Genomic DNA, 15,383 nt, shown 5'->3' on the forward strand with positions numbered 1-15,383 from the left:
TATATAGAAAATAGTAGAATGATACAAGTAATTTTTGACAGTTTTATATATGAATTACTATTTGTTAATGTTTATAGGAAACACATAATCTGTAAAAATCTTCTTATTGTAAATACTCAAAAAATCACTATTTTTATAAAAAATATCAAATGGAGTTAAGTTATTGGGAACTTAAAAATTGGTTCACAAATGTAGATTTTACTATTGTGGGTAGTGGAATTGTAGGCTTGCATGCGGGATTACGCTTACGCGAAAAGTTTCCAAAAGCTAAAATTCTGATTTTAGAAAAAGGAATGCTACCTCAAGGGGCAAGTACAAAAAATGCTGGCTTTGCTTGTTTTGGTAGCTTGTCGGAAATAATTGAAGATTTAAAGTTTCATAGTGAAGAAGATGTAATTAAGCTTATTGAAAAACGTTGGAAAGGATTGCAATTATTACGTAAACGATTGGGAGATCATGCAATTGATTTTAAACCTTATGGAGGATATGAGTTATTTTTAAAAGATGACGAAATAGGATATAATGAATGCTCTAGCAAATTGCCTTTTGTAAATGAAATACTTAAACCATTTTTTAAGACAGATGTTTTTGCCAAAGAAATAGATTCTTTTGAGTTTAAAGGTATTCATGAGTATTTAGTTTTTAATCCTTTTGAGGGGCAAATAGATACTGGTAATATGATGCAGGCACTGTTAAAAGAAGCAATTGAAGCTAATATTTTAATTTTGAATCAACAAACTGTAACTTCTTATTTAGATAGGGGAAATGCTGTTGAAGTTGTACTGGGGGATTTTAGTTTTGTTACAAATAAGATTCTTTTTGCGACTAATGGATTTGCAAGTAAGCTTACAAACGGAGAGGTAAAGCCAGCAAGAGCACAGGTTATAATTACAGAGCCTATCCATGATTTAGAAATTAAAGGTACATTTCATTTAGATAGAGGGTATTACTATTTTAGAAATGTGGGGGATAGAATCTTATTGGGAGGTGGTAGAAATCTGGATTTTGAAACAGAAACGACAGCCGAATTTGGGCATACAGAAATAATACAAAATAAATTGGAAGATTTGTTGAAAAATGTAATTTTACCAAATCAAAAAATAGATATTGCTCATAGATGGAGTGGGATAATGGGAGTAGGAAATACTAAAAATCCAATTGTAACTCAATTATCTGAAAATGTATATTGTGGCGTTCGATTAGGAGGGATGGGAGTAGCAATAGGTAGTTTAATAGGAACAGAATTAGCAGATTTAATATAATGGCGACTAAAAAAGCAGCACCAAAAAAAACAACAACAAGTAAAGGAAAGCCAACTTCTAAAAAGAATAATCGATCGTTTGGTAGTAAAATTATCCGCTTTTTTTGCAAATTACTTTTGTGGTTCTTTGGGGTTTCAATATTTTTTGTGGTTCTTTTTAAATTTGTGCCTGTACCTTTTACTCCTTTAATGGTAATTCGTGGCATTGAAAACAAAATGGCAGGTAAAGAAAATTATTTTAGCCATGATTGGGAACCAATTGAAAATATATCCATGAATTTGCAAAAAGCAGTTATTGCGAGTGAAGATGGAACATTTTTAAAACATAATGGTTTTGACTTTAAAGCATTACAAAAAGCATACAAAAGTAATGAGCGTGGTAGAAAAATTAGAGGAGGAAGTACCATATCTCAACAAACGGCTAAAAATGTTTTTTTATGGCAAGGAAAAAGTTATTTCCGTAAAGGACTCGAAGCCTATTTTACTGTTTTAATAGAATTGGTTTGGGGAAAAGAGCGTATTATGGAAGTATACCTCAATAGTATCGAAATGGGTGATGGTATTTATGGAGCTGAGGCTGCAACGCAACATTGGTATCGTAAGAGTGCAAAGAGTCTTACGCCTATTCAGGCAGCAGGAATTGCTGCTATTCTGCCAAATCCACGTAAATTTAAAGCAACAGGATCTTCAAGCTATATTAATAGAAGAAAAAATAAGATTGTCATAATTATGCGTAGCGTTGGTAAAATTGATTATTAATGATACTAAAAAAAGCATTAAGCGCTATCTTGATATTTATTGTAACTTATGGTTTTGCTCAAAGCAGAACTCAAGAGATAGGTTTTGTCACAGACAATGATTTATATACATCATCTAAAAATGATAAGTATTATACCAATGGACTGGAACTTTTTTACAGGTTTTTGTCTGAAAACAATAATGAAAAAGTAAATAAAAAAATCACTGAGTTTAGAGTAGGTCAGTATATTTATAATCCACATACTATAAATGCTGATGATATTGCTTCAAACGATAGGCCGTTTGCAGGCTATCTTTTTGCTGGAATAGGCCGTAATATTTTTTATCAAAATGAATCAGTCTTAAAGCTTGATTTTCAGTTAGGTTTTGTTGGTAAGAACTCATTTGGAGAAGAGATGCAAGAACAATTTCATAATTTCTTCCAATATAGAGCTGTCCATGGTTGGCAACATCAGATTCAAAATGCTTTAGCAATTCAAACACACTTTTTATATTCTAAAAAATTGTTTCCAAAGAAAGCTTACAATTATATCGATTTTAACTTTCAATCAGAAGCTAATCTAGGGACTATTTTCACAGGAGTAAAAACAGGGTTTATGACAAGAATTGGTTTTAAAAAACTAGTTCCAATTTACGATTCCAATCTTCATGGCGCTTCAATGAATGTTAATTCAGGGCAACAAAGCGAATTTTATTTTTATGCAATTCCTAGTATTAATTGTCAACTGTATGATGCTACAATTCAAGGAAGTCTTTTTAACGATAATAGCCCAGTAACATATAATTTAATCCCGCTTCGTTTTAATGCTGAAGCAGGTTTAAAATACCGCAAGAACAGTCTTAATTTATCTTATGCATTCATCTATAGAAGTAAAGAAATAAGAAATGATGTTAATACAGGTTATTTTTATGGATCAATTCAAGTTTCTTATTTGTTGAAATAAGGTTTGTAGTGTGTCCTATGAAGTTAGAGTTATTATAAAACTACAAGCTTTAATTTATTAGCATAAAAAAACCGTAATCACTTATTTAAAGTTAGATTACGGTTTGACGTTTGTTTTTCTTTTAATAAACACTTTTAATATTGTGTTTTATTTCCACTTACTAATTCAGAAATATATAAAATATGTTGTATTTTATTTGAAAAACAAATATTTCTCTTTTTTGTAAAATTCTCATCATTCTCTTGACTTAAATAAGCCAGTTGGTATACTATAAAAATCATTATTTCGATTCTTATGACTGAGCAAATATAAAGCTTTTTTCTTACTAAACAATTAAAAATTGAATTAAATTGTAAGTTTATATTTATTTAAAACAAATTACACGTTGTTTTAAACTGTGTTATTTAAAATTGATCAAGTAACTTATAACTAGTTAAACTAATTTAAAGTAACAGTCAATTTCGTTTGTAGCATTAATTGTGCCAAAAAAGAGTAAAAAGGGATTTAATTAAATATTATTTTTTGGTTATCAAGAGATTGAAAAACAAATTTCACGGAAACTATTTTATTATTTGCTATCAGATGTTATGGTAATGAACATTTATTATGGAGTGTTCCTCAAGAAGCTTTTGAATTAAGGCTTAGAATTATGTAGGATTGTAGTCAAGATAATTGTAGAGGAGGTTGCTAATGAGGCTAAATAAAATAGGGTTCAACTTTAACTAAAAGTTGAACCCTATTTTTTAAATGGATGGTTTTAACTGCTGCCGTATTTTACTTTCTAAATTATTTTGTGGTTTTAGGGATAAGGAAATTTTGTTGGAAACAAAAACACATTTTTTTATATAAATACTTTAGCGTAAAAGGGATCATTTATTGTTCTTGTCTTCTTTATAATATTTTGAAATAGAGAGGTTTTGTGCTGTTTACTTACTGTGTCAGTAATTATTGCTTTGTATAGTTTCCGGGTAGATGTCCTTTTGACTCTATTGTGATATCTGTCTTCTTTAAAAAGTTGAATCTGATTACTGATCCATCAAGACCCTGACCAAAATCTACGATATATAAGTCATCGGTTTTGGTTATTTGTTGTAGTATGCTTTGCTTTGATGCGTTTTTAATTTGATTTCTACTGAAAGAATAAATACTTCCATTCGAATTGTATTTTATATCATTTTTAGTAAAGGTTAAGGTCGCTCCGGTTGTATTGTCTATCCAGCTTCCTTGTATCCAGGAGGGAGAATTGAAAACACCTTGTGTATCTTCGTCACTTGATGAACAAGAGGTAATTAAAATAAGGCTGAGTAGTAAAATTAAATTTTTCATCTTTTTTTGGCGTTTAAAAATAGTAATAGTCAAATCTAACAAAAAACAATTTCGGGCTCTATTTCCTTGAGAGGTTTAACTTAGATTTATAGGTATAGACCCATTTTTTATGAAATTATTAAAATAAATGCCTTTTTAATAATGAAGGAAATAGATAGTAAAGAGTGCTGTTCTGTATTAGTAAAATATGCTACTTTGAATTCTTGTAATGTTAAGGTTTAACCTTTTGTGATGTTGCAAAAAATCTAAATTTTCATTTTTAGATTAAAGTTATGGAAATCAATAGGATATTTTTAGGGGTTGTTGCGGTAATAGTAATTGTTTTAATTTAGGTCTCCATTAGAAAAAATCAGAGAAAGAAGATGTTGATTTTGAAGATTCAGCAAATGAAAGATAATTAAAAACAGAATTATCTGAAAACAACAAACCCTTGTAAAATTTACAAGGGTTTGTTGTTTTGTGGAGAATATCGGATTCGAACCGATCACCTCTTGCCTGCCAGGCAAGCACTCTAGCCAAATGAGCTAATCCCCCAATCCGATAGCAAATAAAGTCATTTAATTAGCAAAAAGCAAATTTCAAAACGCATCACCTTAAAATAGTTACCAAAATCGTAACTTTACAATCAAATCTATTTTTTATGAGTTCAGAAAACACAAATGGTACACTTCATACCATAATCCAAAATAATGTAGCTTCGGTGGAGTTTAGTCATCCTGCAAGTAATTCTTTTCCTAGAGTTTTGCTGAATAAACTAACTGCCGAAATAGATAATTTGAGTAAAAATAGCACTGTCACTGTTATTATTTTAAGAAGTGAAGGTAGTGGTGCTTTTTGTGCGGGAGCTTCTTTTGATGAACTCTTAGCAGTTGAAAATGAAGAACAGGGAGCCGAGTTTTTCTCTGGATTTGCACATCTTATCAATGCTATGAGGAATTGTTCTAAAATAATTATTGGACGTATTCATGGTAAATCAGTTGGCGGAGGAGTTGGAATTGCTGCTGCTTGTGATTATGCTTTTGGTACACAAGAAAGTGCTGTGAAACTCTCAGAATTGGCTATCGGAATTGGACCATTTGTTATAGAGCCTGCTGTTTCTAAAAAAATTGGAAAAACTGCAATGGCTGAGATGACACTTGCTCCTCATGAATGGAAATCGGCTACTTGGGCAAATCACAAGGGTCTTTTTGCTAAAGTATTAGAAAACGAAGTTGAGTTGGATGAGGAATTATCTCATTTTGCGTTGAAATTAGCAAGTTACAATCCAGTAGCATTAGGAGAAATGAAGAAAATTATCTGGCAAGGCACAGAAAATTGGGGTTCATTACTTTTGGAACGTGCTCAGATTTCAGGAAAATTAGTTTTGTCAGATTTTACAAAATCGGCTTTATTGCAATTTAAAAAACAATAGTTATGAATGTTATTCTATTCGTTCAGCAAGTGGATGTTGCGGAGAAAATAAAGACTGCTCCCGATAGTAGTTATCAAATAGGAGTACTTATAGGTTCCTTTATTCCATTCGTTATTTTGGTTGGAGTAGCCTACTGGATGTATAACCGCGCTAAAAAAAGAGATAAAAACGGTTTTTAATTTAGTAAATTTGCAACCTAAAATACAACTCGATGAGTAATATCAGAATTACAAAACAATTTAGTTTCGAAACAGGGCATGCACTTTATGGTTATGATGGAAAATGTAAAAATGTTCACGGACATAGTTATAAGCTTTCAGTAACGGTTATTGGTTCACCAATTACAGACCGTAATAACGTAAAGTACGGAATGGTAATTGATTTTTCGGATCTAAAGAAAATTATAAAAGAAGAAATCGTAGATCAGTTTGATCATGCTACGGTTTTTAATGAAACAACACCACATATTGAATTGGCAAACGAACTAAAAAATCGTGGTCACCATGTGATTTTAGTTGACTATCAGCCAACAAGTGAGAATATGGTTGTTGATTTTTCAACAAGAATCATCAAAAGATTACCAACAAATATCTCTCTTTTCTCTTTAAAACTTCAAGAAACTGAATCATCATTTGCAGAATGGTACGCAAGCGATAATTTGTAATCGAAATCTATTTTCATGCAATTACCCAATAATAAAAAAGTTTATTTTGCTTCGGATCAACATTTTGGAGCACCTACACCCGAATTAAGTTTTCCTCGCGAACAAAAATTTGTTGCGTGGCTCGATGAGGTAAAAAAAGATGCTGAGGCAATTTTTTTATTAGGTGATTTATTTGATTTTTGGTTTGAATATAAAACAGTTGTTCCAAAAGGATTTATTCGTGTTTTAGGTAAACTGGCAGAAATTCGTGATAGTGGAATTCCAGTATATTTCTTTGTAGGAAATCATGACTTATGGATGAATGATTATTTTGAAACGGAACTTAATATTCCTGTTTATCATGATAATATGGAATTTACTTATGGTGAAAAAACATTTTTGATAGGACATGGTGATGGAAAAGGTCCTGGGGACAAAGGGTATAAAAGAATGAAAAAAGTCTTTACAAATCCATTCTCAAAATGGATTTTTAGATGGCTTCATCCAGATGTTGGTGTGAAATTAGCGCAATATTTATCTGTAAAGAATAAATTGATTTCTGGTGCCGAAGATGTGAAATTTTTGGGTGAAGAAAATGAATGGTTGGTGTTGTATGCTAAGCGTAAATTAGAAACCAAACATTATAACTACTTTGTTTTTGGTCACCGCCATTTGCCTATGATTATTCCAGTAGGAGAGGACTCTAATTATGTAAATTTAGGAGATTGGATAGGGTATTTTACTTATGGAGTTTTTGATGGGGAAACTTTTGAACTTAAGAAATTCGAAAAATAACTATTTTTATTAATACAAGTATATTTCGGATATATTCAAAATATACTTGTATTATGAAAATTCATGTGTTACACAGAAAGAAATTTGTCTTAGTTTAGGCCTACTCCATAAACATATTCTTCTAATTGGATTTTAAATAAAGAACCTTTTACTAAGTCCTCAATCGCTTTTAATTCATCCATAGAGACTGCCAAATCTATTTGAGAACAAGGAGTTTTCAATAAAAATTTATGGCACTTGTTTTTTAAGGCACATTCATCACAGCATGCATTTGTCATCAAGCTATCTTCAATTAAATCATCAAAATCTTTTAATTCGGAAACAGAAAAGTAAAATCCAGTTTCTTTAAAGATCAATTGTATTTTATCAAAAAGAGTCTCATTATGGCTCTTCCAATAAAATGAAATTCCGAAGTCGTTGTGATATATTTGTTCTATTTCTCTCATGATCAAAAATTATAGAAACAAATATAATTATTATTTATATTAATTCTAAATAAAAAAATAATAAAAAAGGTTAAATTTTGTTAACTATATAAGTAGCATAAATTCAGTCAAGATTGGCGGTATAAATCTTTACAGGAATAGCTCCTGTTCATATTGCTTAAGAGAAAGTAAAAAACTAGGTTTTAAGCCAGTTTTTTAAGGTATTAAGAAATTCCTTTTGCTGGTCTACAAATAGATAATGAGAGCAGTTTTCTATAGCTACAAAATTTTGTTTTCCTACAATGTTTTTTAAAGCATCAATTTCTGAAACAGAAAAAATGCCATCTTGTTTTCCATATATAGCATAAATGGGTAGTCCTTTTGCTTTTAATTTTCTTAAAATAGACTTTGTGTCAATATTGTTTTTCTTTTCGTTTTTATAAAACAAGAGCGGTGCATTTTTATTTCTAATATTAGTTTTATAAAAATCACTTATTTCATATTGATGGTATAATGCAATGGATTCTGAAGTTGGATTTGGTATTTTAAAGAAATTATTTTCTCCAGCCAGTTCGAAACACCCTTTTCTATATTCGGCAGATTTTTTATCAAGTTTTTCTACATGAGCAACTTTATCAAGTTTAACCCGATCATTATTCTTCTTGTAAATTTTTTTGACAGAATCTAAAATATGATTGTATGTTTTTTGTTGTGAAAACAAAGCGCCTGCAAGAATGAGAGCGTTAATTTTTTCAGGATATTTTTCAGAATAAAGAGTAGCAACTAAGCCACCAAAACTGTGTGCAAGTAGCGTTGCTTTTTTTAAATTATATGTTTTATAAATAGTGTTTAAATCCTTGAAGGCTTCATTATAAGTAAATGTAGCATTCGGATCTATGGATCTTCCTTCCCCACGACGATCGTAAGCAATTACATAAAATCCTTTTTTAGCGAGTGCTTCAGCGGTATTAGTGCCTTCAAAAAGAGTTGCATTACCACTTGGGCCTCCATGAATAAATATAATCGGAGCATCGGTTTTGTTTCCATACGCTTTTATATAAAGTGTTTGACTATTGGCTAAAAAGGTTATAAAGAGAAGGTAGAATAAAAATGCTTTTTTCATTTATTAATTCATGTTTTGATGGTCTTCCATGTCTTTTTGTAAATCTAGGTTTCTAAAAGTAGGTGATTTTATTCCGAAACCTAAAACGGTTAAAAGAGTCATGCTTCCACCAAAAACAACTGAAGTAACAGTTCCCATAAGTTTAGCGGTTAAGCCACTTTCAAAAGCACCTAATTCGTTAGAAGAACCTACAAACATCGAGTTTACTGCTGCAACACGACCACGCATATGATCTGGTGTTTTAAGCTGTAAAATGGTTTGTCGTATAACAACAGAGATTCCATCGGCAACACCACTTAAAAATAAAGCTGCAACTGAAAGCCAAAAAATAGTTGATACACCAAATACAATGATACATAGTCCAAAAACAAAAATTGCAGCCAAAAGTTTCATTCCTGCTTTTTTATACAAAGGAACATAGGCGGAAATTAGCATTGTGATAAAAGCCCCAACTGCTGGAGCAGCCCGCAAGATACCAAAACCTTCAGGACCCACTTTTAAAATGTCTTGAGCAAATACGGGTAATAAGGCAACAGCACCGCCAAAAAGAACGGCTACCATATCTAGTGACAGTACGCCTAAGATGGTTTTGTTGTTAAATACAAATTTGATTCCTTCTTTTAAGCTTTCCATGACTGGCTCACCAATTTTTGGGTTTAAAATAGGTTTTTTGCTAATTTGAGATAAGGCAATTAATGCAAAAAGAGAACAGGCAAAAACAGAACACATAGACCAATGAACACCTATGTAGTTAATTGAAAATCCTGCAATAGCGGGACCTAAAACGGAACCCACTTGCCAAATAGAGCTACTCCAAGTAGCAGCGTTTGGATATAATTTTTTAGGTACGATCAATGATAGAAGAGAGAAAATTGTTGGTCCTAAAAAGGCTCTTACCAATCCACCTAGAAATACCAAAAAGTAAATAGAGTATAAAATGGTTTCTTTAGAAAATCCACCTACTATTTTTGGCCATGTTAGTAGAAATAAGCCAAAACTAATAACTGAAAACCCCAGAATACATTTTACCAGCAATCCTTTTTTCTCATTTTGATCTACAATATGACCAGCAAACAAAGCCATTGAAACAGCTGGAATTACTTCCATTAAGCCAATAATCCCTAGCGAAAGAGGATTTTTAGTTAAGCTATATACTTCCCATTCGATAACAATAAATTGCATAGACCAGGCAAAGACCATGGCGAAACGCAATAATAAAAAAACATTAAATTCTCTGTAGCGAAGCGCTGCATATGGATCGTTTTTTTTGATTTTATCTGTCATCTTATTGGATGTCTTTTAACATTAGCTGAGTAGAAATTGTACCATTCCATTCGTTTTCTGAGATAGAATATACAGCTTGAAATGGTTTCTGATGTGTTGTTAAGTCTAATTTTTTGCCTAAGCCAAATCCAATTGCCGCTATTCCTTCGGAGCTGTTTTGCTTTACAAAAACTTTAAGATGGTCTTCATCTGCTCCCATTGCTTTGGCATAACCAGTATCTTTTATGCTTTTGGTCATAAAAACAGGAGTCATGTTGAGAGGTCCAAAAGGTTCGAATTGTTTTAAAATCCGAATTAATTTTGGAGTAATATCGGTGAAGTTAATCTCGGCATCAATTTCGATTTCGGGAGTTAACATCTCAGGTAGAATAGTTTTCTCTACTTGTTTCTCAAAGGCTTCTTTAAAAGAAGGATAATTTTCTTCCTTCAAAGTCATTCCAGCTGCATACATATGTCCTCCAAATTGTTCTAAATGTGAAGAGCAGGCATCTAATGCATTGTATACATCAAAGCCTTTTACAGAACGAGCAGAAGCAGCATATTTATCACCACTTTTTGTGAAAACAAGTGTTGGTCGGTAATACGTTTCTATTAATCTAGAAGCTACAATACCAATAACACCTTTGTGCCAATCTTCCTGATAAACTACAGTAGAAAACCGATTCTGTTCTTGATTTTTTTCTATTTGCTGAAAGGCTTCTTTGGTAATCTGTTTGTCCAGATCTTTACGATCGGCATTGTATTTTTCTATCTCCGATGCAAATTGTTGTGCTTGCTCAAAGTTGAACTCGGTTAATAATTCTACAGCATGGTTGCCATGTTTGATACGACCAGCAGCATTAATTCTTGGTGCTATGATAAAAACAACATCAGTAATATCGAGTGTTTTTTTCTTAACTTGATGAACCAAAGCTTTGATTCCGGGTCTTGGATTGCTATTGATGACTTGTAAGCCGTAATAAGCCAAAACTCTATTTTCTCCAGTCATTGGTACAATATCTGCAGCAATTGCAGTTGCAACCAAATCTAAGTAGGGAAATAAATCATCAATAGTCTGATTGCGATTAGTTCCTAATGCCTGAATTAATTTAAAACCTACACCGCAACCACATAACTCATCGTAAGGATAAAAACAATCCTCCCTTTTTGGGTCTAGTACTGCAACAGCATCGGGAAGAGTATCTCCAGGACGGTGGTGATCACAGATTATAAAATCGATATTTCGTTCTTTTGCGTAAGCAACATGGTCAATAGATTTTATACCACAATCTAGTGCAATAATGAGTGAAAATCCATTGTCATCGGCAAAATCAATTCCCATATAAGAAACTCCATAACCTTCGGCATAACGGTCCGGAATATAAGTTGCTACATTTGGGTAAAGGGATTTTAAGTAAGAAGAAACCAAAGAAACGGCAGTTGTACCATCAACATCATAATCACCAAAAACAAGAATATTTTCTTGATTAGTAATTGCTTCTTCGATTCGTGAAACAGCCTTATCCATATCTTTCATCAGATAGGGATCGTGCAGATGTTCTAATGATGGACGAAAGAAATTCTTAGCGTCTTCGAAAGTTTCGATTCCACGTTGAATTAAAAGAGTTGCTACAAAGTCTTCTACATTTAGTGCTTGTGCTAAATGATTGATCTTATCTTCAGAAGGTTTTGATTTTAATGTCCAACGCATTTTAATTCTTGATTTTTAATGCCACAGATTAAAGGATTCTTCGAGGATTTCTTTAGTAGAAATAATCTCTAATTATTTTTTAATCTGCATTAATTCATAAAATCTGTGGCAACAATTATTTAGAGACTAGCCTTAGCTAATCATTTATTTTAATTCTAAAGCTTCCCCTTCAAATTTAATTCCATCCCAACCTGTGTTAATGAAATTGCGAATGTTTTGATGGTTTGTTCCTGTTGGATCTCCTAAAACTTCTTCAAAATAGTAGGCTCCAAAACAGGCTAAAGTTTCTTCTACAGTAAGGTTTTGTAATTTCGCGAAAGCAAATAATTTACAAGAACCTGAGTTTTCGCCAGCAGCATTGTATTGAGTGCCGTTTTGAAAAGCTGTTGGAGTAAAGTTGTAATTGTCTTCTATTACAGCTAGAGTATCAGGAAAAGTAAATGTTGTAGGGTACTTTTTTAGTTTTTCTAAAAAAAAATCGATTGTCATAATTATAAAGCTTTATTCTTGTTCTTCTTCTTTTTCATCATCCTTAGAAAATTTACTTTTCTTAGGTTCTTTTATTATTGTTTTTCCAGCAACAACTACGACAATTTCTCCACGTGGTGCTGTTTTTTCAAAATGAGCTAATACTTCTTGAGCAGTTCCGCGAACATTCTCTTCATGTAATTTGGATAATTCTCTGCATACACAAACTTGTCTGTCTTCTCCAAAATAAGTGATGAACTCAGCTAGTGTTTTTAGTAATTTATGTGGAGAAACATACAAAATCATTGTTCGGGTTTCTTCGGCAAGAACCATAAAGCGGGTTTGACGCCCTTTTTTATCAGGTAGGAAACCTTCAAAAACAAACTTGTCGTTTGGTAATCCGCTATTAACCAATGCAGGAACAAAAGCAGTTGCGCCAGGCAAGCATTCTACCTCAATTTTATTTTCAACACAAGCACGCGTAAGTAAAAAGCCAGGATCTGATATTGCAGGAGTTCCTGCATCTGAGATCAAGGCGATGGTTTCTCCTGCTTTTAATCTTGCGATTAAATTCTCGGTAGTCTTGTGTTCGTTATGCATATGATGGCTGTACATATGTGTGCCAATCTCAAAATGTTTTAAGAGTTTGCCACTTGTACGCGTATCTTCGGCTAAAATTAAATCTACTTCTTTAAGAATGCGAATGGCTCGAAAAGTCATGTCTTCTAGGTTGCCAATAGGCGTGGGAACAATATATAATTTAGACATATTTTATATTTATAACACGAATTTCACGAATTCACACAGATTACAAGTGTTTTTAAAAATTTCACAAAGAAAAATTCGTGTTAATTCGTGAAATCTGTATTTTATTTTTTTAAGAGAATTTTTTCTCGATAATTCCAACGAAACGTTCTGCATATTCATCTTTGCCATCCCAGTTGTTATAATCTGGTTTCACCATGTTTTCAATAAAATCATTGGCTTCATCAAAACTATCAAACGTGATTAATTGATTTAAAACACGGTTGTAATCCTCAGGGCTGTTTCCAAAAAGATGTTTTGTAAATGCAATACGATCATTAAGATCAATATGAAATCCTTTAGAAAGTTTTTCGTTTAAAGAAACAGGTTTAGGTTCTTCTAGAACTGCTGTCGATACTACTTCTTTCTTCTTTTCTTTGAATTCTGTTGGAGCAGGTGGGGTTGGAGTAGGAGGTACTGCTTCAAAACTATCTACTTTTACAAATTGTGCATTGCTATAATCAATACCCATTAAATCTTCGAACGAAATATGAACAACATCCGATTTATCTGGAGTTTCATTTTTTGTTTCTGGGGTAAAATCAAATGAAGGGGTGAAATTAGCAATTGGAGTTTCTGCAACTACTTCTTCTATTTTTTCTTCTTCAACAGTAATTGCTTCAGGAGTTACTTTAATTTCTTCTTCTACAACCTCTTCTGTTTTACTCTCGATTACTTCATCTACAATTGGCTCAGGAATCTCTTCGATTGGCTCAGGAATTTCCAGAACAGTTTCTTCAATAATTTCTTCAGCCTTAGTTTCGATTACTTCATTTACAACTGGTTCAGAAACTTCTTCGATAGGAGCTTCTAAAACTTCGTTTACAATGATTTCTTCTTTTGCAATAGGTTCTTCAATTACAATAGTTTTCTCAGATTGAATTACTTCTTCTTTTTCAAATGCAGTTTCAATTGTAGTATCTATTTGGCTGCGACCAATAGTAGGTTTAGCATCTTCGAAGTTTTCATCAATAAATTTTAAAACAGCTAGTTTTTCATATAATTTCTGCGTTTCAAGATATAATTGATTGATATCGGACTTGTTTTTAAGTTTTAAAATTCGATGTGCAATGCTGATTAAATCGGCTTCCAATTTTTTTTTCATAACGTTTGAAAATTATAATGTGTTAGGCATATTTATTAATGTGTATTCTTTTGAATGAAATCTGAAAATGAAAGAAACGTTGTGCAATATTCTTTTTATTTATTTAAATAACTGCTCTTGAATCTTCGATTTGATAAAAATTTTCTACTTTTGAAAAAACGTAAAAGCACAGAATTTTTATGTTGATTTATTACTTGTACAAAGTAATGAAAACTATTCATTTTTAAAGGTAGAAAAATACAAAATGTTTCTCGAAAATACAGTAAATCACAAAGAACAGTTTGGTTGGATTGAAGTTATTTGTGGGTCAATGTTTTCGGGTAAAACCGAGGAGCTTATCCGCAGATTAAAACGCGCTCAATTTGCCAAGCAAAAAGTCGAAATTTTTAAACCAGCTATTGATACCCGCTATCATGACGAAATGGTTGTGTCGCATGATTCCAACGAAATTCGTTCAACGCCAGTCCCTGCAGCTGCTAATATAGCTATTCTCGCACAAGGTTGTGATGTTATTGGAATTGATGAAGCTCAGTTTTTTGACGACGAAATTATTACAGTATGTAATGATCTTGCCAATCAAGGAATTCGTGTAATTGTTGCAGGATTAGACATGGATTTTAAAGGTAATCCGTTTGGTCCAATGCCTGGACTTATGGCAACGGCTGAATATGTGACCAAAGTGCATGCAGTTTGTACAAGAACAGGGAATCTTGCTAACTATAGCTTTCGTAAAACAGATAATGATAAATTGGTCATGTTGGGTGAAACCGAAGAATATGAGCCATTAAGTCGTGCAGCATATTATAACGCAATGAAAAAAAATCAGGAAAAATAGATTGTTTTCCTTCAGATATTCTAAATAATTTTAAGCTTTAAAAACGATGCAAGAAAAAACGAGTAAAAGAAAACAGAATATTTGGTTAATAGTTCCAATTGTAATTGCAGTAATTTTAGTAGGTTTCTTTCAGATTTATTTTTATGAAAATGCCGATGAGGTAAAAACTGAAGTAACAGAATTGGTGGCTAAGTACAATAAAAGTTGCCCTTTAGCAATTCAAGAAGGAATTCGTTTAGATAGTGTGAGCTTGCATCCGGATAGAGTTGTACAGTATAATTTAACTTTATTAAATGTAGAAAAAGAAACAGCTGAAGTTGCAGTTATACATGAAGAAATTGAAAAAAGTCTGTTGAGTACAGCCAAAGCAAATTCAGGTCTTAAAGTTTTTAGAGAAAATGATTTTACATTGGTTTATAACTATAATGACAAAAAGAAGGTGTTTTTGTTTAAAGTTACCATCTTGCCAAGTCAGTATAAATAAGTAAATTTTATATAAAAAAAACCGAC

Annotated in this window: 17 protein-coding genes and 1 tRNA gene; 9 read left to right on the forward strand and 9 right to left on the reverse strand. The window is 32.1% G+C overall.

The genetic code is table 11. From position 1 onward, the window contains the following. Positions 1-149: 149 nt before the first annotated feature. From LNQ49_RS14235 to LNQ49_RS14245, 3 genes are read left to right on the forward strand one after another with little or no spacing between them, the layout of a single operon-like run. Positions 150-1,262, forward strand: coding sequence for an NAD(P)/FAD-dependent oxidoreductase (locus LNQ49_RS14235; protein ID WP_229989659.1), 1,113 nt, complete (start codon positions 150-152; stop codon positions 1,260-1,262). Further along, positions 1,262-2,020, forward strand: a complete 759-nt coding sequence (gene mtgA, locus LNQ49_RS14240) for a monofunctional biosynthetic peptidoglycan transglycosylase (RefSeq protein ID WP_229989660.1) — start codon at positions 1,262-1,264, stop codon at positions 2,018-2,020. The genes LNQ49_RS14235 and mtgA overlap by 1 nt, the downstream gene beginning before the upstream one ends. Beyond that, positions 2,020-2,964: a lipid A deacylase LpxR family protein gene (locus LNQ49_RS14245; protein WP_229989661.1), complete on the forward strand. Its 945-nt coding sequence runs from the start codon at positions 2,020-2,022 to the stop codon at positions 2,962-2,964. The genes mtgA and LNQ49_RS14245 overlap by 1 nt, the downstream gene beginning before the upstream one ends. A 945-nt stretch (positions 2,965-3,909) precedes the next feature. On the opposite strand, the gene LNQ49_RS14250 is transcribed toward LNQ49_RS14245, so the two are convergent. Then, positions 3,910-4,290, reverse strand: a complete 381-nt coding sequence (locus tag LNQ49_RS14250) for a hypothetical protein (RefSeq protein ID WP_229989662.1) — start codon at positions 4,288-4,290, stop codon at positions 3,910-3,912. Positions 4,291-4,750: 460 nt separating this feature from the next. Next, a tRNA-Ala gene (locus LNQ49_RS14255) sits at positions 4,751-4,824 on the reverse strand. A gap of 106 nt (positions 4,825-4,930) precedes the next feature. Between LNQ49_RS14255 and LNQ49_RS14260 the strand changes: the two genes are divergently transcribed. From LNQ49_RS14260 to LNQ49_RS14275, 4 genes are read left to right on the forward strand one after another with little or no spacing between them, the layout of a single operon-like run. After that, entirely contained in the window at positions 4,931-5,701 is a 771-nt protein-coding gene (locus tag LNQ49_RS14260) for an enoyl-CoA hydratase/isomerase family protein (RefSeq protein ID WP_229989663.1), read from the forward strand. A 2-nt stretch (positions 5,702-5,703) separates the two neighbouring features. Further along, positions 5,704-5,880, forward strand: coding sequence for a hypothetical protein (locus LNQ49_RS14265; RefSeq protein WP_229989664.1), 177 nt, complete (start codon positions 5,704-5,706; stop codon positions 5,878-5,880). Positions 5,881-5,912: 32 nt separating this feature from the next. Further along, positions 5,913-6,365, forward strand: a complete 453-nt coding sequence (locus tag LNQ49_RS14270; RefSeq protein ID WP_229989665.1) for a 6-pyruvoyl trahydropterin synthase family protein — start codon at positions 5,913-5,915, stop codon at positions 6,363-6,365. A 15-nt stretch (positions 6,366-6,380) separates the two neighbouring features. Continuing rightward, a complete protein-coding gene (locus tag LNQ49_RS14275) occupies positions 6,381-7,139 on the forward strand; it encodes a UDP-2,3-diacylglucosamine diphosphatase (protein WP_229989667.1) in 759 nt (252 codons plus the stop codon). A gap of 89 nt (positions 7,140-7,228) precedes the next feature. Here the strand turns inward: LNQ49_RS14275 and LNQ49_RS14280 are convergent, their stop codons facing one another. The 7 genes from LNQ49_RS14280 to LNQ49_RS14310 all read right to left on the reverse strand — a co-directional run bounded on the left by LNQ49_RS14280 (position 7,229) and on the right by LNQ49_RS14310 (position 14,038). Beyond that, positions 7,229-7,585, reverse strand: coding sequence for a PH domain-containing protein (locus tag LNQ49_RS14280; RefSeq protein ID WP_129540629.1), 357 nt, complete (start codon positions 7,583-7,585; stop codon positions 7,229-7,231). 175 nt (positions 7,586-7,760) lie between these two features. Beyond that, complete coding sequence (locus LNQ49_RS14285; RefSeq protein ID WP_229989668.1) at positions 7,761-8,687, reverse strand: alpha/beta hydrolase; 927 nt, start codon at positions 8,685-8,687, stop codon at positions 7,761-7,763. A 3-nt stretch (positions 8,688-8,690) separates the two neighbouring features. Continuing rightward, complete coding sequence (locus tag LNQ49_RS14290) at positions 8,691-9,971, reverse strand: MFS transporter (RefSeq protein ID WP_229989669.1); 1,281 nt, start codon at positions 9,969-9,971, stop codon at positions 8,691-8,693. 1 nt (position 9,972) lies between these two features. After that, entirely contained in the window at positions 9,973-11,661 is a 1,689-nt protein-coding gene (recJ, locus tag LNQ49_RS14295) for a single-stranded-DNA-specific exonuclease RecJ (RefSeq protein ID WP_229989670.1), read from the reverse strand. Positions 11,662-11,805: 144 nt separating this feature from the next. After that, positions 11,806-12,150 (reverse strand): HopJ type III effector protein, encoded by a 345-nt coding sequence (locus LNQ49_RS14300; RefSeq protein WP_229989671.1) that lies wholly within the window; start codon positions 12,148-12,150, stop codon positions 11,806-11,808. A 12-nt stretch (positions 12,151-12,162) separates the two neighbouring features. Beyond that, entirely contained in the window at positions 12,163-12,897 is a 735-nt protein-coding gene (gene rsmI, locus LNQ49_RS14305) for a 16S rRNA (cytidine(1402)-2'-O)-methyltransferase (protein WP_229989672.1), read from the reverse strand. Positions 12,898-13,006: 109 nt separating this feature from the next. Further along, entirely contained in the window at positions 13,007-14,038 is a 1,032-nt protein-coding gene (locus tag LNQ49_RS14310) for a hypothetical protein (protein WP_229989673.1), read from the reverse strand. Positions 14,039-14,282: 244 nt separating this feature from the next. Here LNQ49_RS14310 and LNQ49_RS14315 point away from each other — a divergent pair, with 244 nt between their 5' ends. Both LNQ49_RS14315 and LNQ49_RS14320 read left to right on the forward strand, forming a co-directional pair. Beyond that, positions 14,283-14,873: a thymidine kinase gene (locus tag LNQ49_RS14315; protein WP_229989675.1), complete on the forward strand. Its 591-nt coding sequence runs from the start codon at positions 14,283-14,285 to the stop codon at positions 14,871-14,873. Positions 14,874-14,919: 46 nt separating this feature from the next. Beyond that, positions 14,920-15,357, forward strand: a complete 438-nt coding sequence (locus tag LNQ49_RS14320) for a hypothetical protein (protein WP_229989676.1) — start codon at positions 14,920-14,922, stop codon at positions 15,355-15,357. The last annotated feature ends 26 nt before the right edge of the window (positions 15,358-15,383 follow it).

This window comes from Flavobacterium pisciphilum (assembly GCF_020905345.1).
Classification (GTDB): domain Bacteria; phylum Bacteroidota; class Bacteroidia; order Flavobacteriales; family Flavobacteriaceae; genus Flavobacterium; species Flavobacterium pisciphilum.